Origin of the sequence: Bradyrhizobium forestalis (genome assembly GCF_002795245.1) — a bacterium.
In the GTDB taxonomy this organism is placed as follows: domain Bacteria; phylum Pseudomonadota; class Alphaproteobacteria; order Rhizobiales; family Xanthobacteraceae; genus Bradyrhizobium; species Bradyrhizobium forestalis.
Window position 1 is genome coordinate 1 of record NZ_PGVG01000036.1, and the last position, 26,945, is coordinate 26,945.

Consider the following 26,945-nt stretch of genomic DNA (forward strand, 5'->3'; position numbering starts at 1 on the left):
GCCTCGGGAGACAATGTCAGTCGGTAGGTCATGTACAGCCTCATCTGGTGGTCGGTGATGTGAAGGCCAGGCAAGGCATCGATTCCCTCTTGTCGAGACGAATCAACAGCTTGCACCAGCCGCACCCAGCCGCCAGACCGGTCCGAAAAACGCGACGCCGATGGGAACGGTCCTCCGGTCGGGCTACGCCCTCCCTTCGGTCCGTCCCCATCGGCGCAGTCTCATCCTGATTGTCGCTAAGGTCTCACCTTGATCGCCGCCGCCCAAAGCGGGTTTGAAACTCTTCGCCCATGGCTTCGACCACCCGGTCTCCCATCGCTGCATGTTCGCCCGGATCGATGCGCTCCAGCACCGTCTCCCAGGGTTGCCAACGGCTAGCCATGTAGTTGGTGAACTGGCTTGCTTCCCGCTCCCGGATCAGGTCGAGCGCCGCCGTCGCATCATCCTCGCTTACGTGAGAGACCGCCAGGAAGCGCATGTCAGGGGCGAGATGACTGAGCTCCAGCGCCTCGCGCAGCCGATGTTGATAGGCCAGGTAGACTTCGATGTCGTCTACGTTCGGGTTGCCGCTGGCGAGCGAATTGATCCTGTCGCGCGCGATCTCGTCCAACGCCTCCAAGCGGAAGGCGACGCGGCCGCGCTGAATCAGATCGCCAAGCCGATCGTCATATAACCCGTCCTTGACGTCAGCGTTGATGCGCGCGGTCTGCATACCATTCCAGTGCAAGGTGACGCGATCCTCGCAGCTCGTGTTGGCTTCGGAAGCCTGCGCAAAGAACTGCTCGCGCAATGTCGGATTGGCGGCCGCATGCCGCAGATCATCAGCCACTGCCTGCCGAAACCCGTCACTGCCGTAGTTCACGGTGCCTCGTAGCCTCTCCAGGAACTGTGCGTAGTCTTGGGCGCCGGGCTCATCCGCAAAGTGCTGCCATTCGGCCAGCGTGGCCGGGTCGTCTGCGAGCCAGTGGGCGGCAGCTTCATGCAGGGATTGCTGCGCAAGCTGCGGTGGCGCTTGAGCCGCCGCCAGATGAGCGAGGACGTCGTCCGGCAGCGCATTGTCGGCGAACTCGAGGCTCTCCAGATGCGGGTAGTAGAGGCTATTATTCGGCACAAGAGCATCTAAAAGGCCTTCAGGCAGGCTGGTCAGCCGGTTACCGCTGACATTGAGTGATTGGAGCGTGCTCGGAAGAGGGTCGGGGAGGTTGGCCAACTGATTGCCGCTGACATTGAGTTCAATGAGCCACGAAGGGAGGGATGCGGGGAGCTCGGTCAACTGATTGCCACTGACCGCAAGCGAGGTGAGCCCGCCCGGAAGAGCGTCCGGCAGGCTGGTGAGCCGGTTGTCGTTTGCATTCAGGATCTGGAGCCCGGCCGGAAGGTTTGCCGGCAGGCTAGTCAAGCTGTTGTCAGCGACCTCCAGCTCAGTGAGGGTCGCCGGAAGATCATCCGGCAAACTGGTCAAGCGATTATGGCTAATGAAAAGATGCTGGAGACCGGGTCGGAAAATAGCAGGCAGGCTGCTTAGCTCGTTGTGCCTGGCGCGCAGTTCGAGCAACCTTGGCGGCAGGGCGGCGGGCAGAGCGGTCAGCGAGAGCGAGGACAAATCCAGCGAGCGCGAGCCTGTGCTATCCGAATTCCTGATTCGTCTGCGCCCCTGTCGCCTATTCTCGGCTTCGCCCTGCCCCTCTTCGGCAACCCAATTGTCCAAAATCTGCGCGCGCGCGGAGGCTGGGGTCCGATACCCAGTCACGGTTTCGACCAAATTGGCCACGGCACGATTGAAGCCGCCGAGGTAGCTTTCCTGGTCCGCGTCTTCAGAAAGCGCCGAGGAAGAACCTGCACTCCACTGTGCCTGTCCCGTGTTCATCAATTTCTCCATCGTCAGAACAAGAATACCCCCCGCTTCCCAAGGCCGGGAAGCAGCTAGGTCCGCAGAGCAAATGATCATTCGAAGGCCCGCGCGCGCGGGCCGCGACGGCCGTCCAGTACCTCTTCGACACAGGCCGATACGAGCCCAACCTGGACAATAGATCGATACTGCTGCCCGCACTCTGCCATCTCGTTGGCCAGATAAGTCCGGAGATCCGTCAACGGTGGCAGCCTCCGCCCTTAGCAGGCGCACCTGTCGATCAGCTGACGGGTGTCGCTGCAAAAACACCCAGATAGTTGGGCTCGCCACCAACGGCAAATACCAGCACGGCAGCGATTGTCTTGGCACGAGAGAGGACCGACGCGGACGTTGGGCGTTGGGCGTTGGGCGTTGGGCGTTGGAGCGCGTGCGCTCTTGCATCGCAGGAAGTTGGAGAAAGGCACCGTCGCCACGCGAGGGCCTTATGCTCGAGCCGCGGCTGCGTGGTTATGCGCGGAAACGCGTCAGCGGAAAATATCTTACGGTCGGGGGATCGACCGATCAAATCCAGCATCCAAGGTCATGCCAGCTTCGTTGCGACCGACGCCACTTACGGCGACAGTTTGTCAGCTTATCGAAAGCTCAGGGTCCTAGAGCATTGTCACCGTGGGCTGAGTCTGCGCTCAATTTCATGGGGAGGGTGGGATGGATCCATTTGAGACAGGACATATTCAGCGCAACGGTGGCATCCCTTCTGTATCTTCCGGAGGGCAGGACGGGCAACACGAAGACGCGGCGCAGTGGAACGCGGTCGTCGCAGGCTCCGCAGCAAACCCCGGAGATTCCGCCCATATCGAGGGCGCTGGAGATGAGGTGCTTGAGATTTGGGCTGCTGAACCGGAGGTAGGCCCGCTCGAGGATCGGGAAGAAGCGGTGCGCCGAGTGAACACTCTCGGTGAGACCACTACACTGGATCTTGGATCGCTGTCCCTTACAAGCCTGCCAAGACTGCCGAACGCTGTCGTTGCGCTTGATGTGCCCTTCAATCGGTTGACCACTCTGCCGGATAGCCTCCCTGCTTCGCTCCAGCGTCTTGACGTTAGGGGCAATCAGCTGACCAGCCTGCCCGCGCTTCCGACCGAGCTCAGAGGTCTCGACGCGAGCTCCAACCGGCTGAGGAGCTTGCCAGAGGTCTTACCTGCTGCGCTGGAGTTTCTCGGCGTCAGCCACAATCAGTTGCAGGATGTGCCCGAGGTTCTCCCTGCTTCGCTCCAGTTTCTCTACGCCGGCCACAATCAGTTGACCAATCTGCCGGAGGTCCTTCCTGCCACGCTTCGGTTTCTCGACGTCAGCGAAAACCAACTAACGCGTTTGCCGGAGGCCCTCCCTGCTTCACTGGAGTTTCTCGACGCGAGCCAAAACGAGTTGACGAGTCTGCCCGAGGACCTCCTGCCGCAGTTGGGCACCGGTGGCAGAATAGTTCTGACTGAAAATCCGCTGCCCGAGCAGGTGCTCGCGAACCTGGATACAATCCTAAGCGCCGGGGGCTATGCCGGTCCGACCGTCTACCATTCGCGCAATGACGAAAGTGAATTGTCCGAGACAGACGATGAACAGGCCGATGCTCTCACTGAAGCGGTCGCAAACTGGCTCCGGGGAAATCCACAGGAAGGTGATCGAGAGGTGCTGGCCTCTTGGCAGAGCGTCGCTGAAGAACCGGGCGCCCGACAATACGCGCTCTTCCTTGGCAAACTGTTCGACTCCGTGAACTCTGGCAACGAAGAATTCCGGCAGTCGGTGGCCAATGATCTGCGCCAAGTGGCGAGAAACCCGGAATTGCGTAAGCGCTACTTCCAACTGGTCCTGGACGCCAACCAGAGCTGCGAGGATCGCAGAACTTTGACCTGGAACGGCATGCAGACCGCACGCCTCATCGCAGAGGTCGAGAACGGCGCCTATAACAACAAGGCCAGGCTTCCCGATCTCATCGATCTGGGGCGGGTCATGTTCCGCCTGGACGCGCTGGACAGAATTGCGCGCGAGAAGGTTCACGCGCTAGGCTCGGGCAACAACGTCGAAGACATCGACGCCATTGAGGTCTCTCTTGCTTATCAAAATAAGCTCCGCGAGCGGCTGGGACTGCAACACGTCGCCCCGAACATGCGCTTCTTTGAGGTTTCCGGTGTGACCGACGCTGACGTTGACAGCGCGGAGACATCCGTGCGCAACCGAGAGGCGGCGGAATTCGCCGACTATTTGGCGGTGGACTGGCAACCCTGGGACGACGTTATGAGTCGCATCGCACCCGAAGACCACACCAGGGCGCACGACCAGCTCCTTGCTGCAATGGGGACGGAGTTCGACAGCCGGCTGCAGCAACAGCTCACCGACAAAGGTTTGATCGGGGCCGAAGCTGACCTTGTCGAGGATGCCAAGCTAGAGTTGGGTGCCGCAGTTCGCAAAGAGATCGCCCGTGAGATCAAGGGGGCTCTCAGAGATAAGGTGCTCAATAAGCACGGCCTCACCCTATGACGTGGCCTCTGCCGTATTAGAGCAGCTCCGGCCTGGTCACTCCTAGCTCGTCCTCAACCCGGATCGTTGTCTCAGCCCGCCGGTGCTTTGCCAGACGGGCAGCTCTGATCGTCTCGGATATTGTCGAGACCAACCTTCAGTGAGGGCCGACGAGACTCTGGACTAAGAAATCCTCAAGCGAGGCTGTTGCGGGAGGCTGGTGAGCAGGCGCTTCGTCAGCGGCGGACAGACGTTGTGACTTGCGTTGATCCATGAAGGAGCGGCTCCGAATGCCTTTCAAATCGAGGCAATGCGCCCTCTGTTTCGCTACGCAAGACGGAAGACTTTCAAAGCCTCGAAAGAAGATTCAGAAGACGTCGCCCGCCTTCGTCGTTGCCGCCGAGCAGTGCCTTCGCTTGGCTTTTGAACGTACTCCCCCCGTGCCATTTAAGACCTCCATGTGCAGAACCCGACAGCAAATTTCGATTGTGTCGATCTGAAATCTCAAAGAGATGATGGTCTGAATCAACTTCGCGACCTGGCATGTCAATTGCTGGGAAGTGCCCGCTACATCATGCCACTAACTAGACGCAAAGGCCGAGTCAGACCCGACTTGCCGTCCAAACTAAGTCTCTAGCATAGAAGCGGCTCTGTTAACTGCCGCTCCGCCAACGGAGCCAGGTCATGTTGATCGACACATCCGAAATTCTCGACTCCATTCGCATCAATAGGCAGGAAGCGCAGGAGCGCCAGCCCGCGGCGCTGTGCGAATGGCCTGCCTGCAAGAACAAGGCTACCCATCCCGCGCCCAAGGGCCGCGACCATGCGCGCGCCTATTGGCACTTCTGCATCGATCATGTTCGCCAATACAATCAGTCCTACAATTTCTTCTCGGGAATGGACGCGGAAGCGGTCGCTCGCTACGAGAGGGACGCGCTGACCGGCCATCGTCCCACTTGGAAGATGGGCGAGAGCATCAGCGCACACAAAATGACCGGCAGCACTGCCAATTTTGAGGACGACTGGTATGCCCGCTGCACGCTCGTCGAGCTGAACGGACGCGCCGGTGCCCGCGAAGGCGCGAAGGCCAAGCCTGAGGCGCGCAAGATTTTCAATGTCGAGGGCAACGCGTTGCAGGTGATGGGCCTGAATGCTAACGCGACGCTCAGCGATATCAAGGCGAAGTACAAGGCGTTGGTCAAGCAGCACCATCCCGACGCCAATGGCGGCGACCGCTCCACGGAGGATCGCCTGGTCGAGATCATCAAGGCCTACCAGTACCTGAAGACCCTGGTGCGCTAGCGCTAGCCCGAACATCTCAGCGGACCTCAACGACGCATCGGAAGTGGAGGACGGAACCATCCAGAGCTTGCTCTGGCTATGCGGGCAATTTGACTCCCCTGGCTAACGCTTTCGGGCGACCATGGCGGACAATCGACACGATGACCGGTTCCTTTCGTTCCGCGCAGCGGTCAGGAAGAAGGGCCGGAAAAAGGGATGCGGCAAGATCCTGTGGACCTGACGGCTGCATCGGCCCAGCGGTGAGTTCGTGGAAATGCCAAACGGCTCCTTCCACTCCTGAGGGCTGAGCCGCTACTACCGCCGGTGCCACCTTTGAAGCTCCAACAGGAGGTGCGCACGATTGACCCCTCCGTTCTTCGGAGGCAACACGAAAGTACGAACCTTTCCGGGGACACGCGTTGGCAGTATGGAAAGGGTTACGGCGCAGAAGCGACCGGTCCAGCCCATTCGCTCGGTGGCGCCGGATCAACGATCGATCACGAGAGCCCGACGGATCGCGGGGTTCACGGCCGGTTCTGACATAGCCAGGGCTGTACCGCCCCGCGCCACCTACCTATCTCAAGAGCTCTGCCGTCGCCGCGAGGCAAGGCAAGCATCGTGAACTTGACGCCTTCCACACCGTGCAACGCGTTCATCAAGCACTGGGCTATCGCACGCAGTTGCGCGTTTCCCTGTTCGTGAGTAACCGTCTGGTGAGGCTTTCGATTAGCCGCAAATTTGGTGCCAAGCGCGATGTCGGTCCTAGCCCACGCCGCCGTGATATCCGCACTCCCCCGTCATTCATCCGACGATCGCTTTCGTCTCGTCACCGTTGCTTTGTCGTCCATCGATATGGTTCACTTGGCAGCCAATCTGTGGCTCCTCCGAAGAACACGCTCAGCGACCATCTTGCAGCTTCGCGATCTGTCAGTTGATGGGAGTGAGGCTCGCGGGCTGAGGGGTTGGCCCCGACGCCGAAGGATCGGTATTCAGCATAATAGCTTGTCCTCAACGTATCGGTCTTGCCGGGCGTCCATTCGCGCCACCCTTCCGCGATCACGGGGGCATCTATCTTGGCCGCCAGGAAGACCACTGTGGCGTAGGGGCGCCAAGGGCGGCCAAGTGCGATATAGCCCGCAGCAGGGTCGGCAGTTAGCCTGCAATGATCAAAAACATAGCCACTGTCCTCATCCGGCGCTGCCTTGCTCTGAGCCGTATAGATGACCGCTTGATTTGCGATGCCGTGCAACTCACATTGCCGGAACCAGGCCTTGGCGTTGCCAAATATGAAATCGACATGCCCTTCGATGTAGCAGTTCGAGAAGTATTGTCGTGACATTCTGCCGTTTGGTCCCTTACCGGCAAAGAGGGTGTCCTGGGCACCGAGCAGGCGGACTCGCGTAACGACGTCCCTGTCTCCGGTAACGGACAGCGCTACCGCCTGCGAGGGTGGATTGGCCGGATTGAGGGCGTAGTCGTTCTGGATGGTCAGATTCTCGAGCCGCAAGTCATCGCCAGCGGCATCCAGCGTGGCCGAACGGGCGGTTCCTCCTACATTGATCGCGCCGTCGCCATACACAATGACCGTATCCTCCGGCTTCCTGCCTGTCCCTTCGATATGAATACCGGATTTGGAGATTCTGACCTTCTCGCGATACACGCCCGGCCCAATCCGGACATTTCCGCCTTCCGCCGGCAACGCGTCGATGGCTTGCTGCACGGATTGATAGTCTGCATTTCCGGCATGCGACACCGATACTGACTGAGCGTACGCTGCCGAGATGAAGAAACATCCGGCCAGAAGCGCAGACGGCACCAAAACTCGCATGTGATCTCACTCTTCGTTGTGAGTTCGCGGCACGGTCGACGCAGCCGATGTAAGATAGCGCCGCGGGATAGCCGCCACGCATGGTCAACACATTTGTCGCGCCGGCCCTGCAAACCATCGGACAGTTGCAACCAACTCGGGGCATGAGGCTGACCTTCGTCAGCACCGGTCATCTTGCCCCAGATGCGGAACTCAGCAGCCGAGTTCGGCACCGGGTGTCATGCTTACCGATTGCCGTCGCGGAATGCCCTGGAGCATACCTCCGATCCGCGCAGCAGGGGTTCTGCAGCTCGTCCGGGCAGCGGCGGTGATACGTCAGAATGTTTTGCGGTGAGGTTCGCATGTTCAACTTGCCAAGTCGCGGAATTGGCAAATCGGACATCTTCGAGTGTCACGTCAAGTGCATGCCGCTCGTCCAGGCCGCGCATCAGCAACACACCGGTGTCGCCATGCACATGACGGAGAACGATTTGCCGATAGACCGGAATCCTCGTGCCTTGCGCGCGCGGATCATACTTTGTATCGAAAGCCACCGGCCATCTGTTGCCCCGCATGCACACATACTCATAAGTCACGCTCTCGACTACACCGCCTCGGCTGACATCGCTCTTAATGCGCAGGCCAGACGTCGTACCATCCAGCGTTAGATTACGCACCAATATGTCTCTGGCCCCCGAATTCACCTCACTGCCGATCGACATGCCATGCCCCCAGCCAAAATAATTATCAATGATCGAGATATGGCTGCTTGAGCCACTATCGCCGGCCTTGATTGCGACGTTGTCGTCACCCGTACGGATCAAGCTGTGGGTGACGGTCACATCCTGACTCGCGCCAAGATCGATGCCGTCGGTGTTGCGAGCATCCGCCGGTGAATCGATCGTGAGGCCCCAAAACGTGGCACCTTCGACCCGGCTCAGCGCGACGTGAAAATTGGGAGCGTTGCGCAACGTGACACCAGAGAACGTGATGTCCTGCGCATGGTCGATCTGGATCAATCGCGGGGCGTTCTGGTTGCCGCCCAGGGCTTGGGCGCGGCGGGCTAGCTGCCACCAGCTTTCCGCGCCGCCGCCAATCATTGCCCCGCCCTGACCATCGATGACGCCCTCTCCGTAGATGCCGCCGCCGCGCGTTTTAGAAAAGCTGATGAATGGCCGGCAGCCGTCGCCCTTTTCCGCGATGCGACCACATTGTCCGAGGCCCTTGTCGTAAGCGGCAGGCTCGGGAATGGCGATCAGCGTCGCACCGCGTCCGACCCATAAGGTCACGCCCGATTTCATCTCGAGTGGACCTGAGTGAAACTCGCCGCGCCCGAGATAGACTGCAGCCCCAGCGGGGCAATGTTCAATGGCGTCCTGTAGGCTAACTGTATCGTTCTTGCCGGAAGGCACAGGGCGATCGCAGATCGTATCAGGTGCAACAGGTTCGACGATAGTCCGGCGGTCTTGCGCTTTTGCGGCGGAGCAGACAATCATGGAGGTGAGTATGGACAATAGGACCCAGTTGCGAAAACGCTTTATCATCGACCTGCTCGTGCTTTGTCACACGCATCCTTGCCGCGTGCGTTGTCTTGTATTGAGCGCTGGCTCGATCGAGCCGTCGCGCGCGTCACTGGCCCGCGCAAGATGACATTTATAAGACGCGTAGCAGAGGCCTCCACCGTGCGATCGCGCCGTAGCACCTTGCCTATGCGCGAAAACGACGAAGCGTTGTGCGGTCGTCCAAGATCCAAACAGCTTCTCAGCGTTCTCACAGAGTTTAAGCGCCGACCGGCCCCGATTTGCGGCATGTCAACCGCGCGTCACTCCGTACGCTCGGTCGCATCGACGTTCGATCAAAGACCCGCACGACAAGAACTAACAGCGGCCCACAGGGTCACCCGACACCGAAGCTGCCGTTCAGCCTGGAAGGCGCGCCGCAAGACGTGTAGCGACACGTCGTTGGACGAACGCGCGGCCGGATCGGCTTTCACGGCGGCAAGATCGAGATCGAGCGCCCGCAAGGTTAGGGACCTGGACTGTTCATCGCCGCTGCCGCTAAACTTTGTTCAAGGCGATCCGCTTCGCTTCGATTGAGCCACGAGTCCATGCCAGCCTCCGTCCAGAATCATCCGTATTCGGAGAAGCTTTCGAGAAGCTGACGAAGCTACGGCCGGCACTGGACCGCATTCGCACCGGGAACCCTCTTCCTGGGTTCTCACGAACTTAGGCGACCGCCGTTGCCGGCCCTCTCTCGTCTTCCACGCGGTCAGGACCGCCCGTGACTCGCATGCCTTGCCCCACGGGCATAACAGACGACCGTGTCATTGGATGCGCCCCCTCGCGCACCCTCCAGACAGGTCTACCGGTAATTTAAGCGCCTTGAAGACGGACAAAACGAGCGAACTGGCTGGCTCAAGGTGGAGAGCTCTTTGGCATTCGATTCAGGACATTTACGTGAGCAGCCCCCGAAACAGGCGACTCTAGCCAAAACCCGGCGATGCGTCCCTTATGTGGTGCTACTCTGCGCCCATCCCTTGGCCAACGCACCGGGATCAACCAAAAGCCGAGCCTATCGGCAGTGCCGCACCCAGTTGTCCAGTTCGCCCGCCGCGCTCGCAACACCATGCGTCTCGAGATCTTCGCCAAGCCCGTGACAAAACCTTTCGCCGCTAACGTGCGCGGCGGCAGCTTTCAGCGGTCCCATGATCGACTCGAAAACGCCACGGCAGCATCCTGGTCAACAGGATCATCGACGCTTCGCGATTGGGGCGGTCGTGCGTTACGTATCGAATTGTTTGCCGCAGAGTTGCGCTGGCGTTTATCGATCGAAGATGAGACCGCTCGACGCTCGAGCCTTCGCTCCAGATCCGCCAATCCTGCCTTACATTCGGCGACAACCGATTGGGCGCGAAGCAGCTTGACCTTGAGCTCGTCCTGTTGCCTGAGTATTTTCTCAGGATCCCAATCGTCCTGCATCAGCTCACCGATTTAAGGCCGCCGCTTAGCTTCACGAAGCCAGGCTCGGTATCTCGCAGATACCCGGCGCTTGAGCCACCGGCCAAAACTGACGCAAACAAGCGTCCTGAGGTACAACGCCTTTACCGTGGTGTGCACCCTCTTGTTGAGGACCGCCATTCGTCCCTAGCCTTTTACAAGACGATCGGATTCGGCCCGGCAAACCGGAGCGCGATCCGAAGATGGCAGAGTTCGTGACGCAGGCGCACGGCTTGGAAAGCGCATCAGGAGACCTCTGCTATCGATCGGGCGGGCAAGTTTCATCTGAACACCTGGATTGGGCGCCGAACGAGCATCATGGTCACAAGTGGTTTCGCCACATATTCAAGCAACCGGCATGCCAATGCCGCTTGAGCGTTTTTATGAAGTATTTTCCCGCAGCACCTAGTTAGAGGCGGCGCTCTTGTCGGGTTTGAAACGAACAACGTCTTGAACGAGACAGCTAAAGTCGCAACCATGACGGTGATAGGAGCGCTCACTATGGCAGAGGTCAATATAGAGCAAAGAATCTTGCGGACGTGACCAGAATGCTCTCACCATTTTGAGCGGTGCGTTCGCTGGCCATGGCGCCGATGCTGCGACCGCGACCGCGACCGCGACCGCGACCGCAACCGCAACGACGAGATTGTGTCAGCGACGGCAGAAGGATAGCTGAAGCGCGCAATCCGGGGCGGCGTGTTCATGAGGAAGACAGCAGAAAAAACGCCCGCATCGCGGCCTCGTCGGCTGGCGAAATGGGTAGCTGGCCGTCAACTCACCGACGAACTCGCCGCAACCGCAACACTCGCCAGCCCGATCGCGCTCACGCAGCTCGGACAGATCGCGATGATGGCGACGGATCTAGCCTGGATCGGCCATATCGGCACTGAGGCAATGGCGGCAGCCGCGCTTGCCGGCATGATGTTGTCGGTCGGCGTGACCTTCGCAGCCGGTGTGATCTCGGCGGTGGGTCCGCTCGCGGCCCAAGCATGTGGTGCGGCGGACGGAGCTCTGGTACGGCGCTCGGTGCGCATGGGGCTATGGGTTGCAATCGTTCTCTGGGCGCCGATCATGATTTTGCCACTGCAGGGCGAGTAAATTGCGCTTGCGCTCGGCTACGAACCAGCCATCGCGCGGCAAGCTCAACAATATCTGTTCGGGCTAGCCTCGGGCATCTTGCCGGCATTGTGGTTCCTGGCGATCCGCAGTTTCATGGCGGCGGTCAACTGTCCAACGCCAGCCTTGTGGATCACGCTCGCCGCCATCCCGACCAATGCACTGCTGGCCTATCTGTTGATCACCGGCCAATTCGGCTTGCCGCAACTTGGCTTGTTCGGAGCCGGCCTTGCGACCGGCCTCGTGAACAGTGCAACTTTCCTTGCCGGGATTTGGTTCGTCACACAATATCGCCCGTTTCGCGACTACCAGGTGCTCCGATCTCTGTGGCAGTTCGATTAGCCATTGATGCGGCAGCTCATCGTGATCGGGACGCCGGTTTCGGTTGCCATTTTCATGGAATCGGGCCTTTTTTCTGCGACGGCGCTTCCGATGGGTGTGATCAGCACCACGGCCGTTGCCGCCCATCAGATTGCCTTCCAGGTCGCAACGGCCCTGTTCATGATTCCATTCTGCATCGGGATGGCGGTGAGCGTACGCGTCGGACACGCACTCGGCCGCAACGATCTGTCCGGCATCAGGCGAGCAGGTGCTGCCGGCATGCTGCTCGGAATCCTGATCGCGGCGATTGCTACGATTGCGGTGGTCGGAACTCGGTTTGAAATCGCCGGGCTGTTCATCGGCCAATCGGCCACTAACGCCGAAGCCACGATCAAGCTGACTGCAACTCTCATCCTTGTTGGCGCGAGCTTCTTCATGACTGATGCCGTCCAAAGCATCGCGGCTGGCGGCCTTCGTGGCTAAGGACACACGCGTGCCGCTCCTCTTTGCTGGCATCGCTTACTGGCTGATTGGTTTTTCGCTCAGTTACGTGCTCGGCCTGAAAACTGACCTCGGCGCAGTTGGCATCTGGATTGGCCTATCGATCGGCAAGGCCGTCTACGCGGCCCTTCTCGTACTGCGCTTGTAGCTTTTGGCGGACAGACCTCCCATTGCAAGGACGAGCGATGCTTCAGCCTGAGTCTTCAGCCATCGATCGCGCCTTCGCGCTAAGCACGTCGAGGCGACGCCGAATCTCGCTCCAACGAACCTAAGTTACTCTTCGGCGACGGATGCTTGAGGGCGGAGCGCGATCGACCAATCTCTTGATCTTGCGACAAGTTGACAAGGCCCTCGCACTGCCTGACCGCTTCGGGTCGTCCTCGGCACTCTTGAAGAAGCGGGATCTTATACCGATATCTCGGCCGCACCCCGGCGCCCGCGCACATCGCGCGTAGCGGTGGCTGCCGAAATCATCGCCTCGTTCCAGAGGGTGGGGCTGGCGCGCCTGCCGGAAATAGTCTCCGCGGGACGCCGACGGGAGGCAGGCAGACTCGGCCTTCGGCGCGACATGGGTCTATTCCTAGGGCGTTGGGGCTGCTGCCTCTTCCGGCGCTGGATCCGCCTGCTTCAGGCGCTCTAGGTAACACCGTGCGCGCGAAATCACCGCCTTGGCCGCCGTGTCCAGGACGGGATCGCCGCCGGCAGGCATGGCTTCGACCTCAGCCTTGGCCGCCATTACACGGTGCGCCACGGCCTGAGCAATCTCGGAGACGCGCCGGATTGTCTGCGCTGGAGAGAGCTTGCAGTCGATGGTGAAGCGCTCCCGGTGGTTGCGTCCGAGCTCTTCAGCCTGCTTCTGCCCGCCGATCTTCTGCGCCATGTTACGGGTGATCTTCGGATATGGCGCCGCACAGACGATGTCGTAGCGTGGCGCCATGGCGGCGCCATAGCATGCCGCCCCTCTTGCGTATTTCCCGGCCAAGAGCATCGCCAAACACAAAGTCCGCCTGGATCCGGCCCGTGTTCCGCCAACCGCTTCATGGGCTCGAGGCGTGCGCGACTTCCCGGCTGTTCACGAGCGTACGGCTCGACGTGGCTAGCTGGCCGAAATACGTTGCCACAGCGGCACTGCGACCTGGCTGGTAGAGCTGTGTCTCTGGCTCCAGCGATTGGTCGATGGTCCCAGAAGATCGAACCTCTCAAGCGGTTTACGCGACAGCCCCATGCGTAGAAGAGACGGTCGAAAGGCCGAACGCCCGGCGCGCCGTGACAGGCATCGCCGGACAGGTGCGAGAACACGCTTTGTAGAGCAGTGTCCGGAGGCGGGTCGGATCAGCCAACCCGGAGATCCTCAGCTGAGGTCTTACCAGAACGCCCGGCCTTGAGCTCATAACTTACCCGGGCCCCCTCTTCGAGGGTGGTGTAACCGGCCTTTTCGACGGCACTGATGTGCACGAAGACATCGGGACTTCCGTCCTCAGGCCTGATGAATCCATAACCTTTGGTCGGGTTGAACCACTTCACAATACCCATTGCCACGGCGGCATCTCCATAGTGAACCATTGTGATCTAGCGAAGAGTCTCCCCGTCATCAAGACGGTCGGCAAGAGATGCCCAAAATCGCTCCGCTGATCACGTGCTTGTTTTCTGTATGGCGTGGTCTAGCTGCGGCCGCATGTGCAAGCGACAAAAATCCTGACGTCGACGACAGTTTCGCCGCAAGGCTTCAGCCCAGATGACGTTTTGATATTCGCTTCACTCGTCGCGCACCACTGGCTTACAGAACAGTTGCGTAGCCTCGAACATGCCGCGCTCATCCAGAGCCGGCGGATGGTTTTCATCGACCTTGAATGACAGCCGGCCGCCAACTCCTTGCGCGGCCTGGAGCAGGAATGTAAATCCGAGCGTGCCTGCATGAAGATGCCTGACATGTTTTCTCAAGCACGAAGACGCTCCCACGGCTGCGCTTTGGCTGTTCGTCTTCCGAGGTCGCCCGCACGTCGCGCCCCGTCGGACGAACAGGGCGTGCCGAGACAATCCTCGAGGAAGCGCATTTGGCAAGTTATCCGCTCGTCCTGTTGTATTCGGGCGAAGCGGCAAACCCGCTCGACAGCGGCAGAGCCTGTTCAAACCGGTAACTTGCGCATCTGACGAACTTCGTCGCGCCGCCGGCTGCTCACCAGCCTCTCGCAGGGTCCGATGAATTCACCGGAGCAACGTGAAGGCGTTGAGATAACCGTCTCGATCTGATCTGCTTCGATCAGCCCGTTGACGGAAGTTTACTCAGAACAAAGCCGCCTCCATGCATAGGTGTATTCAAGCGCCAGTTGACGAGCGTGTTCCGTGAGATTGGCCGCGGCGCTGTGTCCCCCGTCGATGTTCTCGTAATACAGGTAAGGTTGGCCCAGCGCGGCGAGCTTCGCGGCAGCCTTGCGGCCGTGTGCTGGATGCACGTGGTCGTCCTTGGTGGAGGTAAGAATTAAGGGAACGGGATAGGTTTTGCCCGCCACCAGCTTCTGGTAGGGCGAGTAGCTTTCGATCCACGCACGCTGCTCGGCAATGGCGGGGTCACCGTACTCGCCGATCCAAGAGGCGCCCGCGCCCAGCTTGGTGTATCGAAGCATGTCAAGCAGCGGCACCTCGATGATCGCCGCGTTGAATAACTCGGGACTTTGGGTGATTGCCGCGCCAACGAGGAGGCCACCCTGGCTGCCGCCAATTACTCCAAGCCGGCGTGGACTCGTGATCTTGCGGCGGATCAGGTCCTCGGCAACGGCAAGGAAATCATCCCATGTCGTCTGCTTCGTTGCCCCCTGGGCGGCTTGATGCCATTGTGGGCCAAACTCGCCGCCTCCGCGCAGGTTCGCAACGACATAGGCATTGCCCTGTTCGAGCCAGAGCCGCCCCCCCGGCCCCAGATCAGAGGGCAGAAGCGGAACCTGGAAACCGCCATAGCCATGGAGAAGTGTCGGAATTGCGCCGTCAAACCTTGCGTTCTTGGGCCGCACCAGAAAATAGGGAATTGACGTGCCATCACGCGAAGTGGCTTCGAGCTGCTCCACGACATGCTTGGACGCATCGAAGGCAGACGGTGTCTTCTTCAATTCCGCAAGTCTTTTGCTTTCCGCATCAAAATACCAGACTGAAATTGGTCCGAGATAGCTCGAGACGGTAAACTTGACCCGGTCCGCTTCGTCGTAGGTAACTGACAGGCTGACACCTGTATGTTCCGGCAGCGGTATGGGCGTCGCGGACCAAGCTCCCCGAGCGTACTTATAGACGAGCGCTTTGCTCTGAACGTTCTCAAGGATCGTCAGGATCAAGAATTTCTTTGTGGCGGTTAACTCGCTGACGGCCTGGCGGGGTCCAGGCTGAAAGACAAGCGAGGCTTTGGCGCGCAACGGATCCTGCTTCCATTCGTCGAGGTCATACGAGATCACCGAGCCCGCCGTGAAGCGGTTGTCCTCGGACGGCGTCCAGTCCTCGTCAAGTTTCACAAGCAGGCGGCCGCACGCGAGCGCGACGATCGCGGCCTTCTTCGGCAGATTGAGCTTGACGGGCCCATCGGGGCGGAAGACCACATATTCGGACTCGAAAGAGCTGATTGCGCGGACCGCGCCGGTCGCATGAATATGACGCTCGCTGTCACGAAGCACGAGGGACTGCGTCTCACTGTCGGTGGGCTCGCCACGATAGATCTCGCGAGCCTCACTAAGCGACTGAGCGCGTTTGAGCTCCTTCACCACAAAGGGGTAGCCGGCTTGCGTCAAAGTCCCCTCGCCCCAGTCCCGTGCAACAAGCAGTGTGTCACGATCGACCCAGCTGACGTCCTGCTTGCCCTCCGGGAGACTAAAGCCGTCCGCAACGAAGGTCTTCGCGGTGCGATCGAACTCCCGCATGGACACGGCCTCCTTGCCGCCATCGGAAAGACTAATTAGGCAGAGGCGCTCTTCAGGCGGAAGGCAGCTGGCACCTCGAAAGACCCAATTTCTATTCTCGGCGACGGCCAAGGCGTCCACGTCGAGGATGGCTTCCCACTTTGGGTCCTGGCCACGATCGCTCTCACGCGTGGTGCGCCGCCAGACGCCGCGCACCTGGTTCTCGTCTTGCCAGAAATGCTCCAAACCGCGCCCTTCCAATTGAATATCTGCGATCCGATCCTTCTGCAGGATGGAGAGCGCCTGTTCGTAGAAGTGCCGATAGCGAGGATCCGACTGAAGCACCTCGAGCGTCTTCTCGTTCTCGGCGCGAACCCAAGCCACTGCGGCTGGCCCTTCGATCTCCTCGAGCCAACGGAATGGATCATCAGTCAGTGCCGCATCGGTTCGCTCCTGTGAAAGCGTCGTGGAGATCAAGCAGGCAATCGCCATCAGCGTGGCGAACAGGAGTGATGACTTCATGGATTTGCTCCGGCTGACGTCCAGCGGCCAGGCTCGCCCCGAGTCAATCAGAAGCAGCGGAAAGCACGCAAGCGCGTGACACAGCGCGGCTTGCGCTATGTCGCGCCCCCTCACTGCAAGCTGCGTGCCGACTAAAGAGTCGCAAGTTTCAACCGCTCCGGTTTCAGCACGATTGTCCGCTTCCCTTCACTGGTTGCGAAGCAGACACCGACAACGTGTCGACCGGACAGTCCGTCAGATGGCACCGGTCTTTTCGGATTCAGCAACCAAGAACGGATGCTCCGCCTGTGTAGATCCCTTCGAGCGAGTATATTTGGCAGACTTGTCGACGGGGATCATCATGACAAAGAGCAGCGCCTTTCCCAGGGGATTGCACTCAAGACGATAAGGGCAGAAGCAAGGACTACGGCTCCTAGTAGCAATGCGTCTTGAGCTCGAGGCTCTAACCAGACGGGTTCAAGCGCCGGGTCAGGTTCTATCTTTCGATAAGTTGACGAAACGAAGCTGTCATCAGGAGTTCTTTTGTCGCTAGGGTCAGGCTCAAACAGTCCTGACCCTACCGGCGGAAATCGGCTGCACGAGCCCGTGGTCCTTCAAAGGCGTACCACCCGGACGAAGGGGCGAGATGTCGATCGAGAATGTCCGCTGCTGGCGGAGCAGCCTGGCGGGCGCGAGGCGAGTGCGAGCCACTCTGTGCTAACGAGGCTTGCGGCCTCCATTGCAATGGGCAGCCTTTCCGGCGCGGAACGACCAAAAGCTCGCTGATGCCGACGCCACTTGCATAAGCGTCGTTTACGGGTACGGAACAACGCCTTGGCTGCACACCGCCCCCTCCACTATGGATCACTCCCGTGATACCTTGATGCAGCTCGTTCACTCATTTCCGGTCATCATCCAGGCTTGCGCAACCTGCAAGAACCGCGTCGGCGTTAATTCTATTCGTTCCTCTGTGCTGCTGCAGAACAGCGTAATCTGCCGTGCTGTGCTCCTCGCCTGCTCAATCCTACCCGACACCGGGCTCTTGTTCGGGACGACCGCTGAGCGAAGCTGTGACTATCGGCAGCTCCCAGAGCCTGTCCTGAGTGTGCATCAGTCGGGCCTCTAGCGCTTCATAGGCCTTCTTCTCGTCTGCACGCGCGGCCTCCTTCAGGGCGACATCCGCGAGGTCGATCTCGTTGTAGGTGGCCAGCGCCACGGCATGGTTCAGGTACAGCGGCATCTGAGTCACGTTGGTCCAGCCGCGACCGATAATAAGGCACTGATCAGCCGGAACGGTGACACGGCTCTTGTCCAGCTCACGGACATAGTCTGCCGACCAGCAGCAACATCACCGCACGAAAATGCGAAGGACAGCGCTTCGCGTCTCCAGCAAGGTGGGGTTGTGAGCAGGCTACAGCTTGTGCTGGTCGCGGCTGACTCGCGCCAAACGAGCCGCGCGCAATTTGCGATCCAGGTTGTACCGGAGCGACCGCAGTGTAAGCGTAGCTCTGCGGCCCTTTTGATTGACGCTTGACGTCTATTTGAGCCGCGTGGCGCGACGCCGCGGCTTCCAAATTCCGGACAATGCGTTGACGGCGGCCTCGAGCGTCTTCCGGTCGACGACGTTGGGATCGAACTGTTCGGGCCCCCAGAGGCGCATATTTTCATGTTCTGGATGGGTAGGGTCGCCGATGGCGTCGAGGTAGTCGGCATAGCCTGGCGCACCGCCGACGTCCTCCGGAGGACAACGACCGGCGGCCTCGAGCAGGAGGGGAAGTCCCTCTATCGTCGTGTTGTCGAACCATTTTTCGAGTTTGATCACATGGTCCCAGCTGTCGCCGAAGTCATAGAGATAATGGATCGTCTTGGCGCCTGTCTCTTGAACGATATCGGAGAGCCGCGCCTTGCGGGCATCGATCGGCTGGGGGCCAAAATCACCGTCGGGATCAGGGATGCCCCAACGCCCTTCGCCAGCTAGGAACTCGAAGAGGTGGCTGTTCGTCCAGCCAAACGCCGCCTGAAGCGTCAGATGCAGCCGATCAAGGCGCAGGGTGACGGGTACGACAAGGCAACGCATCACCTCCGGCTTCACGTCCTTGAGGGTTACCCTGATCCGGACGGCGGTCGTGTTCAGGCTCATGCTGCCAGCCTCGGATCGTGCGCATGCATCGTGTAGGTCGACGCCCAGGGAAGCAGTTCGTCCAGTCGCGCCGCAGGCCAGCCATTGACGAGCTTCGCAAAAACGTCGGAGAGCCAGTGCTCGGCGCTGACGCCATTGAGCTTGCAGGTTTCAATGAGCGAAGCCAGCAATGCCCAATTCTCGGCACCCTCGTCGCACCCAGCGAACAGGGCGTTCTTGGCATTGAGCTTGATCGGCCGCATCGCACGCTCGACTGCATTCGTGTCCATCTCGATGCGCCCGTCATCAAGGTAGAGCGTCAAGCCGTTCCAATGACGCAGCGCATAGCGCAAAGTCTTCGCCGTGTCGCTTTTCTGCGCAAGGTGATCAAGCGTTGCCTCAAACCACTGCTTCAAGGCTGCAGCCAGAGGCCGGGCATGCGCTTGTCGGCCCGCGCGGCGCTCGGCATCAGATCGGCCGCGGAGGGCTTTCTCGACCGCATAGAGCTGGGCGATGCGCGCGAGGGCCTCGCGGGCAACCGGAGCCGGTGCCGGCGAAGCTTCGCGCTCGATCTTCACAAACTGACGCCGTAGATGCGACCAGCAGAACGCGAGCGTACCGGACAGGGCGTCCGCACGCGTCTCTCGTGTCATGGTCTTGTAGGCCTCATAGCCATCGCAATGGATGATGCCACGGTAGCCTTCGAGCAGCCTCAAGCCATGGACGGCGCCGCGGCCCGGTGCATAGGCATAGATCATCCCAGGTGGGTTAGGTCCGGCCCAAGGCCGGTCATCGCGCGAGAGCGCCCAGAAGTAGCCGGTTTTGGTCCTGCCACGCCCCGGATCCAACACTGGCGCCGGGGTCTCATCGACACAAAGCTTTGCGGAGGCGAGCAAAACCTCGCGCAGACGGCGCCACAAGGGCTTCAGCTCCTGGGCAGCATAGCCGACCCAGAAGGCGAGCGTGGAACGATCAATGGCAATTCCGTGGGTCGCCAGCATCTGCGCCTGGCGGTAGAGCGGCAAATGCCAATGATACTTGGCGTCGATCACATGCGCGACGAGCCGCTCGGTAGGCAATCCACCCCTGATCAGTCGCTCGGGAGCAGCGTGCTGGAGAACCACGCCCTGGCAGGCGCGGCAGGCCAGTTTGGGCCGGCGGGTGACGATTACGCGATACTGCGCCGGTACGACGTCCAGCCTCTGGCTCTCATCGTGACCAATCTCAACGAGATCGCCTTTGCAGGACGGGCAGCAGGTTGCAGCCGGCATCAGTGTTTCAACGATGCGTGGCAAATGCTCCGGCAACTGACCGCGATTGGCCCTGCGCTCGGCAGCTCTCTTCTCGCATGTTTTGGGATTGGCACGATCCTCGGCTGCTTCGAGAGCCGCGACGGCCTGATCGATATCCTCCAGAACAAGCTGGAGCTGATCAGCGTCAAGCTTTTCCGAGGATCGACCGAACTGCGCATCTTTTGCAAGCTTGAGCAACCGCTCGAGCCTGGCGCAGCGCTCCAGCAGAGCCGCGGCAAAGGCACGCAACTCGGCTGGATCGCTCGGCAGCACATCAGGCAAATCACTCATTGGCCCGAGTCTGCCATGCTTCGCGCCCCGATGCAGCGAAGATTTTATGCCCTACGCAAGTGCTTTCGGCTGCGGGATTCGAGGTGCGTGCATGCGTGTCCAATCCATGCCGGCCAGAAGCGCCGACAGCTGTGCGGCGTTCATCCGCATTACACCGTCAACAACCGGCGGCCATTTGAAGGCGCCACCCTCAAGCCGCTTCCAGTACAGCACAAGGCCACTGCCATCCCAAACGACGATCTTCACCCGATCGGCACGCTTCGCACGGAAGACCACTGCCACGCCCTTCATCGGATCGTGGCCCAGCGTCTCCTTCGCCAAGAGTGCCAAGCCATCTGCGCCCTTCCGGAAGTCTACAGGTCGGGTCGCAACGTAAATCATGAGGCCAGCGGGAGCCGTCAGCATGAACGTGTCCGGCGTAATGCCACAAACACATCACTCAGCACGGCAAGCCCAGGCGTTCCGCGCACCTCCACCCGTGCCCCCAGGAACTCAACCGTAACAGCGGCAGCCTCCGACGATCCGGAGGGCGCGGCAGCCGCCGGCAGCGACGTCTCCGACACCAAAGGCACGAATGATAGTGTATCCGCCGAAGCCGGCAGCACCAGTTGACCTGAACGCGCCCGGCGCCGCCAGTCATGCACCTGCTGCGGCCGGCAGCCATGGCGGCGTGCGATATCTGTTACAACCGCACCTGGCTCGAGGCTTTCCGCGACAATCTGTGCCTTCAAATCATCCGGCCACTGCTTCCGGCCTGCGCCAGCATACACTTCGATACGCTGCGTCAACGGTCGTCTTATGTCGTCCGAATGGTCGTCCATTATGAGCACCCTTGCCGAAGATGACTCTTCTAACGGTGCTCCCAAGGCTGCGCACAGACAATCTGAAGGGCCTCGGCGCTACGCTTACACCGCAGTTGATGCACATCGCAGTCATGATTCCATGTTGCGGCTGTTATCGAGCTGGAGGACGAAGTCGCCCCAAGGGTTCGCCTCTCAGAGGCAGAAAGGCGCCTTCGCGCGCGCTCGTCAGGGGCTAGTAGCTGGCCTCAAATCAGGATGCCGTTTCCGCCATTTATCACGCGGCCCGGCTCGATTGCGCTTCGGTTTCGCTTCGGTTTACATCTTTGTCGAAAACGAAGGCCAGATCTCTCATCCGAAAGGCCGGCTCTTCGGCTTCGCTGCCTGCCGCGCCGCAGAATGCCAGTGGAAACGCCCCTCATCCCTACTTTGATCAAGTTGGGCCTTTGTCACGGAAGATTTCGTCGTATTTTCACCCTCGAGGATTTCCTGCGCAGAGCGGCCATCTCGCGGCGGAATTCGTCTCAGGCTCGGAGGTGATTATGCAGTACGATCGGATAGATGCCCGCATCCTCGAGATCGTGCAAAAGAATAACCGTCTGACTTCAGACGTGATTGGCGAGATGGCCGGGCTTTCTCCTACCGCGTGCCAACGACGGTTGAAGAGGCTCCGCTCGGAGGGCATCATCCAAGCCGACGTGTCGGTTGTATCGCCAAGGGCGGTCGGACGACCTATTCAAGTGCTTGCACTGGTGACCTTGGAGCGGGAAAGCGCCGATATCATCGATCGATTCAAGAAGGCCATCAAATCATCAGTTGATGTCGTCCACGGGTTTTACGTCACGGGCGATGCCGACTTCGTCCTGTACATTACCGCGCGGTCCATGGAGGAGTACGAGGAGTTCACGCGGCGCTTCTTCTACGAAAATCGCGATATCAAGGGCTTCAAGAGCATGGTCATATTGGATCGCGTAAAGGTTGGATTTGCTGTTCCGGTGGAGCTGCCCCCAAACGATTGATTGCTTCGATGCGGGCAATCGTCTCGCGCCCGCAATCGAGATGTTGACCAGACCGTTTCGCTCTCCTGCGGCTTCTTGGGATCTCAGTCAGGAATAGAGAAGAGATGCCCGTAGAGCCGGGTTATATGGCAATGCCGTGGACGCAATCAATCGTACCGCTAACGGCAAGGTGCAAGAGCAAGAATGTGGCACTTGAGTTCGAGCCGGCGCGAGCGCCTCCATTCGCCTGGTCGAAATTCGTCGAAGACAGGCCCCTCAACGCGGGATTTGGGCGCCGCTGAGTAACTCCCTGCATCAATCAAGATGAAGATGTCGCTATAGTCTTAATCGCGTTCTCGTTGCGCTCAGGCGCAGGCGAGCGAAGGCCTCCTGCCGGGTGAGGGACCATGACCGATCGCGTGCCCGCCGTCCCCGAAGTGCTTGACTGCTCTCAAGATAGAGCTGTCCCACAGCTGCCTGGTCCACGACCGGAGCCTGTTCGTTCTCTTCAGATGCGTCCTGCAAAACGGCCCTTTGTGAAGAACGTGATCTTGGCGCGTCTTTCACTCCAACAGCTTGCGGCAATAGGGGAGTGTCTCGAGCCGGTCGTCTTGAAAGAACGAATGGTTCTGCAAGAGCCAAAAAGGCCGGTCGAGCACGTCTACTTTGTAGAGAGCGGCCTCGTGTCGCTCAGAGTTGTTGCCGCGGGCAGTATGCTCGAAACGGCAGTCATAGGTTATCAGGGCGTGGTCGGCACTTCCTTCTTGTGGGGAGGACATCTTTCGACGCATCAATCTGTCGTCGTTTTCCCCGGAAGCGCGCACAGAATTCGCGTCGAAGATCTTCGTCGGATCATGAAGGTGCATCCCGAGATCAGAGACCATCTGTTTGAGTACGTGCAAGCGCTGACATTTCAGTGCGTCCAGACAGGATTGTGCGGCGTTCGGCACCATCGTGAACAGCGCCTCGCGAGCTGGATTTGCCTTGCTGGTGAAGCTATCGACTCCCGCGTGCTGCCAGTCACCCACGACTACTTGTCCTCGGTGCTGGGACTTCGCCGCGCCGGTGTGACCGAAACCTTGATCCGCTTCGAGGAGCAAGGCTTGATTCGCAAGATGCGGGGCGTCTTGCAGATCGATGAACACAAATTGCTCGAAGAGAAAGCATGCTGTTGCTACAAGCTCGTCTCAGCTGCCTATGCCTCTTTACAAGTCCGCACTCTCGGCGAAGAACAGGCGAGCTAGCAACTCGCGACTGGCGTTTCTGCGTCCTCTGAGTTCTTGTGACGCGAAGTTGAGGCAAATTCGCCCAGAGAAAGGTCATCCGTCACGAATCAATCGTTCCTGTTGCGCCGTGTAGCTGGCGGCGAGGTAACCAATCGGTGGCGATGAAAAACCAACGGGAGACGAACATGAAAAGCAAACCGAAAGACGTTCGTCCGCACGGAATCTTCGTAGTGAGCGAAGGTGATAACACCTTCTGGACCGCGCCGCGTAGCTGCACGAGGACGGCAAGGGCTTCAATATACTGCTGACCGCTATGCTTAATGGCCGCCTCGTTATCCGCGAACCGAAACCGGCTGAGGAACGCCGATAGGCCGCTCCGGCACGGCCGGGCGAGGGAGCCCAAACAACCGGCTCCGCAACACCGTCATTCATGGCGATTGCGTCAAGGTGACGCGAGCCATCGCCTGCGCATCCGTGGATTCCATCTTGAACGACCCGCCCTATCTCGTGAGCGATCGCTGACGCGACGGTCAGACCGTCCCCAACGACAATAACGGCGATTGGTTTAACCGGCCTTTCGAGAAATGTACCGCGTCCGGAAGTCCTCTGTGCGTTTCCTTGAAAGCCGGCACGAGCAGGCATACCTTCTTGCCAAGGGCGACGTGGCCTTGGGCCTTCGCGCGCCCGATATTATCGACTGGTCCTTACACCGGCAATTGCCTGCATCCGACCCAAAAGCCGACCTCTATTTTGTGGCCGTTCATCGAAGCGTTCGGGCGGCGTCGTGCTCGACCCGTTCTGCGGTTCAGGGTCAACCCTGGTCGCCGCGAACGCCAGGCCGCCGGGACTACCTTGGCATGGAGCTTGAGCAGAGGCATTGGCAAAGCGCACGACGCCTGACTGGCCAGATGACGCAGCTAACGGATCGGGTGACGCCTGCGAAAGATCGAATTCCGGCACGCCGGCAACGAAGCGAGATCCTATGGGACGATCGCGATGAGGCGACGCCGATATATTGACCTGTAGAGACCCGAGGGGCGAGACTCGCACCTTTGCTGCACGGTATGAGCAAGCGGTCCATGAAGACAGGCCATTCGCCAACGGCGCTAGTTGCGACCCGACGTGGCATTGAGGCGAGTGGTGGCTCGTTCGTAATACGATTGGAGCGCCCGGAACAAAACCTCCAGAGTGACCCATCCGTTGACCAGCTTCCCCCTGAGTTCGCGACCCAGTCCCTCGAGCGCATCAAAGGCGGCAACCACTGCTGAAGCGTCGGCTTCAGTCGGCTCATTCGCGGCCAGCGCCGGTCCGAGGTGAAGAAGCCAATCGATCGCCGCGATCCGCGCATCATCCCGCGTGATCGACGGAAATAACTCTTCCCAGTGCGCCTCCACCATACCGCGCAGGACGCCGAGGCCGACGGCAAGACCCTCATATCCCTCGACCCGAAACAAGCCATAGATAGCCCAGGAGGCGACCAGCATGTCTTTTGACCGGCTCGACAAAATGTTGAGCGACAGAGTATTGACCTTGCTCCAGTCAACCGCAGCCGGTCCGTCCAGGTCCATGAGCCGAACCTCGGCCTCGAGCCGTTTGAAAGCGGCTGTCTGTCGAATATTGTTGCCGGCAGGTCGAGGGTCAGGCACAGGCGCAGCACCGTAGCGCGAACGCATAGCAATGTTATCGCGGACTACGATCCAATAATCGATCATGCTGACAAAACAATACGCGCATTGAGATGGGTCGCCTCATTGGAAAAGTCGATTTCATGCCCGGCCCAGACAATGAACTGAGAGCCGATGATGTTGTAAGCCACCACTGCCGCTCCTTGCACGGGCGCTGCTGTTGACATGCCTCAATCAAGGCTCATGCCAAATTCCATAGCTTGATTGTAAACGCTATTTGCTTAGTCGGACGTGTCATGGGCCCGACAGCATGTTGCACACCCGACATCAGAGACTCTGGGGGCCTTAGGCCGGGGCAATGATTGGCCCGCGGCGTCGCCTAGGGCGCAGCAGAACCGCGTCCCGCGCACGCCCCGATAGCAGGACGCGGTCGATGATTTTTCACTCCGAGCTAGACGGTTTCGTGGACTGGGGACCGGAGGCTCGAGGAGCGATTAGACATGATTCCTGCGCGGCAGCGCCGAGACGCACCAATTCTGTGCCTCGGTCAACTATCAACTCTCGTCATTGATCGAGATGACAGCGCCGTGTCACCTATCGAGTGATGAACGTCGGCCGGTCAACGCACAGGCAATCGGCATGCAAGACCACTCGCAATCTCTCCTCGCCAACGGCCCTGATCAATCCGCTGCCCCCTCACTTGTTGAGCTGCTGCGCGCTCAAATCAGTTCCAGCAGCGAACTTTCCTTCCTCATGGAGGCGCATGATGGACTCTCCGCCGCGATTGCTGAGCGCGCAGGCTTCAAGGGTCTCTGGGCGTCGGGCCTGTCGATCGCCTGCTCTCTTGGATACCGCGACGCCAACGAGGCGTCATGGAGTCACCTCGTCGACGTGGTCGAGCGGATCGTGGACTCAAGCCAACTTCCTGTCCTGGTTGACGGCGACGGTGGCTTCGGGAATTTCAACAATGCTCGGCTGCTGGCGCGCAAGCTCCTCCAGCGGGGCGCTGCCGGCGTCGCACTGGAGGACAGCTGTTTTCCGAAGATGAACTCGTTTGTTGGCGATCGGCACCCCCTCGCCGATATCGACGAATTCTCCGGCCGCTTGCGTGCCGTAAAGGACGCAGTCGCGGACGACTTGGTGCTCGTGGCCAGGATCGAGGCGCTGATCGCCGGGCATGGAATGGACAAAGCCATTTTGCGCGCTCACGCTTACGCCGACGCAGGAGCCGACGCGATCCTCATTCACTCGCGACAGAGTACAGCGGACGAGATACTTTCGTTCGTGAACGCCTGGCAGAATCGGTTGCCCATCGTGATCGTTCCAACCAAATACTATCGAACACCGGTCTCAGCGTATCGTAATGCCCGCATCTCCACGGTGATCTGGGCCAACCACTCCATGCGAGCCGCAATAGCGGCAATGCGGCAGGTCTGTGGTCGCATCATCGCCGAGGAGAGCGCTGCCAGCGTTGAGCCCAACATTGCGACACTCGACGAGCTATTCGAATTGTTGAGGTACGACGAACTCGCCGGCGCAGAAGCGCGATATTTGCCTCACCCCTTGACGGACGACAATAGACTTCATCCACACAGCGGCGTTCATTCCTGACGGACCGATATGCTGCACTTCTTCCCTTGCAGTCAGGTTTGACTGCAACCCTGCAACGAACTCCTTATTGGAGATACCCTCAAATGGTGTAACAGCCCTCACCCTGCCAAACGTGTAGTCTGACCGTCGCGCGGGCTCGATGTGTGATGGCAGACACCGCAGCGAGAACCGCGCGGGGGCTATCTTCGAGCGGGCAGACTTTGCGCCCTGCGGCCCTAGGCC

Annotated in this window: 23 protein-coding genes and 1 pseudogene; 10 read left to right on the top strand and 14 right to left on the bottom strand. The window is 59.8% G+C overall.

Annotation, left to right across the window (positions count from 1 at the left end):
* Window positions 1–256 precede the first annotated feature (256 nt).
* Window positions 257–1,867, bottom strand: a pseudogene (gene nopM / locus CVM73_RS30520) (T3SS effector NEL-type E3 ubiquitin ligase NopM); the annotation flags it as partial.
* Between the two features lie 687 nt (window positions 1,868–2,554).
* Between nopM and CVM73_RS30525 the strand changes: the two are divergent.
* Both CVM73_RS30525 and CVM73_RS30530 read left to right on the top strand, forming a co-directional pair.
* A complete protein-coding gene (locus CVM73_RS30525) occupies window positions 2,555–4,381 on the top strand; it encodes an NEL-type E3 ubiquitin ligase domain-containing protein (protein WP_100235496.1) in 1,827 nt (608 codons plus the stop codon).
* A gap of 663 nt (window positions 4,382–5,044) precedes the next feature.
* Complete coding sequence (locus CVM73_RS30530) at window positions 5,045–5,662, top strand: DnaJ domain-containing protein (protein WP_100235497.1); 618 nt, start codon at window positions 5,045–5,047, stop codon at window positions 5,660–5,662.
* A gap of 805 nt (window positions 5,663–6,467) precedes the next feature.
* Here the strand turns inward: CVM73_RS30530 and CVM73_RS30535 are convergent.
* Both CVM73_RS30535 and CVM73_RS30540 read right to left on the bottom strand, forming a co-directional pair.
* Window positions 6,468–7,469 (bottom strand): pectinesterase family protein, encoded by a 1,002-nt coding sequence (locus CVM73_RS30535; RefSeq protein ID WP_100235498.1) that lies wholly within the window; start codon window positions 7,467–7,469, stop codon window positions 6,468–6,470.
* A 224-nt stretch (window positions 7,470–7,693) separates the two neighbouring features.
* Window positions 7,694–8,992: a glycoside hydrolase family 28 protein gene (locus CVM73_RS30540; RefSeq protein ID WP_100235499.1), complete on the bottom strand. Its 1,299-nt coding sequence runs from the start codon at window positions 8,990–8,992 to the stop codon at window positions 7,694–7,696.
* Between the two features lie 2,154 nt (window positions 8,993–11,146).
* Between CVM73_RS30540 and CVM73_RS41670 the strand changes: the two genes are divergently transcribed.
* The 4 genes from CVM73_RS41670 (at window position 11,147) to CVM73_RS41685 (ending at window position 12,530) form a co-directional block, all read left to right on the top strand.
* Window positions 11,147–11,542: an MATE family efflux transporter gene (locus CVM73_RS41670; RefSeq protein WP_347338474.1), complete on the top strand. Its 396-nt coding sequence runs from the start codon at window positions 11,147–11,149 to the stop codon at window positions 11,540–11,542.
* Between the two features lie 114 nt (window positions 11,543–11,656).
* Window positions 11,657–11,902: a hypothetical protein gene (locus tag CVM73_RS41675; protein WP_347338470.1), complete on the top strand. Its 246-nt coding sequence runs from the start codon at window positions 11,657–11,659 to the stop codon at window positions 11,900–11,902.
* A gap of 6 nt (window positions 11,903–11,908) precedes the next feature.
* A complete protein-coding gene (locus tag CVM73_RS41680) occupies window positions 11,909–12,364 on the top strand; it encodes an MATE family efflux transporter (protein WP_347338471.1) in 456 nt (151 codons plus the stop codon).
* Entirely contained in the window at window positions 12,357–12,530 is a 174-nt protein-coding gene (locus CVM73_RS41685; RefSeq protein ID WP_347338472.1) for a hypothetical protein, read from the top strand. Before CVM73_RS41680 ends, CVM73_RS41685 begins: the two co-directional genes overlap by 8 nt.
* Before the next feature lie 432 nt (window positions 12,531–12,962).
* On the opposite strand, the gene CVM73_RS30555 is transcribed toward CVM73_RS41685, so the two are convergent.
* The 9 genes from CVM73_RS30555 to tnpA all read right to left on the bottom strand — a co-directional run bounded on the left by CVM73_RS30555 (window position 12,963) and on the right by tnpA (window position 21,284).
* Window positions 12,963–13,319: a HipA domain-containing protein gene (locus CVM73_RS30555; RefSeq protein ID WP_158237618.1), complete on the bottom strand. Its 357-nt coding sequence runs from the start codon at window positions 13,317–13,319 to the stop codon at window positions 12,963–12,965.
* A gap of 395 nt (window positions 13,320–13,714) precedes the next feature.
* Window positions 13,715–13,921 (bottom strand): cold-shock protein, encoded by a 207-nt coding sequence (locus CVM73_RS30560; RefSeq protein ID WP_208639263.1) that lies wholly within the window; start codon window positions 13,919–13,921, stop codon window positions 13,715–13,717.
* Window positions 13,922–14,137: 216 nt separating this feature from the next.
* A complete protein-coding gene (locus CVM73_RS39395) occupies window positions 14,138–14,323 on the bottom strand; it encodes a hypothetical protein (RefSeq protein ID WP_146006674.1) in 186 nt (61 codons plus the stop codon).
* A 338-nt stretch (window positions 14,324–14,661) separates the two neighbouring features.
* Complete coding sequence (locus tag CVM73_RS30565; RefSeq protein WP_100235544.1) at window positions 14,662–16,782, bottom strand: prolyl oligopeptidase family serine peptidase; 2,121 nt, start codon at window positions 16,780–16,782, stop codon at window positions 14,662–14,664.
* A gap of 1,003 nt (window positions 16,783–17,785) precedes the next feature.
* Complete coding sequence (locus CVM73_RS30570) at window positions 17,786–18,001, bottom strand: hypothetical protein (RefSeq protein ID WP_208639264.1); 216 nt, start codon at window positions 17,999–18,001, stop codon at window positions 17,786–17,788.
* 297 nt (window positions 18,002–18,298) lie between these two features.
* Window positions 18,299–18,901, bottom strand: a complete 603-nt coding sequence (locus tag CVM73_RS30575) for a plasmid pRiA4b ORF-3 family protein (protein WP_100235503.1) — start codon at window positions 18,899–18,901, stop codon at window positions 18,299–18,301.
* The gene (tnpC, locus tag CVM73_RS30580) at window positions 18,898–20,463 is read right to left on the bottom strand and encodes an IS66 family transposase (protein WP_100235504.1); all 1,566 of its coding nucleotides are present in this window, start codon (window positions 20,461–20,463) and stop codon (window positions 18,898–18,900) included. Before tnpC ends, CVM73_RS30575 begins: the two co-directional genes overlap by 4 nt.
* A gap of 51 nt (window positions 20,464–20,514) precedes the next feature.
* Window positions 20,515–20,868, bottom strand: a complete 354-nt coding sequence (gene tnpB, locus CVM73_RS30585; protein ID WP_100235505.1) for an IS66 family insertion sequence element accessory protein TnpB — start codon at window positions 20,866–20,868, stop codon at window positions 20,515–20,517.
* Window positions 20,862–21,284 (bottom strand): IS66-like element accessory protein TnpA, encoded by a 423-nt coding sequence (tnpA, locus tag CVM73_RS30590; protein WP_100235506.1) that lies wholly within the window; start codon window positions 21,282–21,284, stop codon window positions 20,862–20,864. The genes tnpB and tnpA overlap by 7 nt, the downstream gene beginning before the upstream one ends.
* Window positions 21,285–21,805: 521 nt before the next feature.
* On the opposite strand from tnpA, the gene CVM73_RS30595 reads away from it, so the two are divergent.
* From CVM73_RS30595 to CVM73_RS41220, 3 genes are all read left to right on the top strand, one after another.
* Window positions 21,806–22,282 carry an Lrp/AsnC family transcriptional regulator gene (locus tag CVM73_RS30595; protein ID WP_100235507.1) on the top strand — a complete coding sequence of 159 codons (477 nt, stop codon included), beginning with the start codon at window positions 21,806–21,808 and terminating at the stop codon, window positions 22,280–22,282.
* Between the two features lie 386 nt (window positions 22,283–22,668).
* On the top strand, window positions 22,669–23,505 hold the full coding sequence (locus CVM73_RS30600) for a Crp/Fnr family transcriptional regulator (protein WP_100235508.1): 837 nt from the start codon (window positions 22,669–22,671) through the stop codon (window positions 23,503–23,505).
* Between the two features lie 766 nt (window positions 23,506–24,271).
* On the top strand, window positions 24,272–24,355 hold the full coding sequence (locus CVM73_RS41220; RefSeq protein WP_245452473.1) for a site-specific DNA-methyltransferase: 84 nt from the start codon (window positions 24,272–24,274) through the stop codon (window positions 24,353–24,355).
* Between the two features lie 238 nt (window positions 24,356–24,593).
* Here the strand turns inward: CVM73_RS41220 and CVM73_RS30615 are convergent, their stop codons facing one another.
* Together CVM73_RS30615 and CVM73_RS39840 are read right to left on the bottom strand one after the other, a co-directional pair.
* On the bottom strand, window positions 24,594–25,199 hold the full coding sequence (locus CVM73_RS30615; protein ID WP_100235509.1) for a type VI secretion system ImpA family N-terminal domain-containing protein: 606 nt from the start codon (window positions 25,197–25,199) through the stop codon (window positions 24,594–24,596).
* Window positions 25,196–25,339: a hypothetical protein gene (locus tag CVM73_RS39840; RefSeq protein WP_158237620.1), complete on the bottom strand. Its 144-nt coding sequence runs from the start codon at window positions 25,337–25,339 to the stop codon at window positions 25,196–25,198. The genes CVM73_RS30615 and CVM73_RS39840 overlap by 4 nt, the downstream gene beginning before the upstream one ends.
* A 481-nt stretch (window positions 25,340–25,820) precedes the next feature.
* On the opposite strand from CVM73_RS39840, the gene aepX reads away from it, so the two are divergent.
* Window positions 25,821–26,723: a phosphoenolpyruvate mutase gene (gene aepX / locus CVM73_RS30620; RefSeq protein ID WP_245452474.1), complete on the top strand. Its 903-nt coding sequence runs from the start codon at window positions 25,821–25,823 to the stop codon at window positions 26,721–26,723.
* Window positions 26,724–26,945 lie beyond the last annotated feature (222 nt).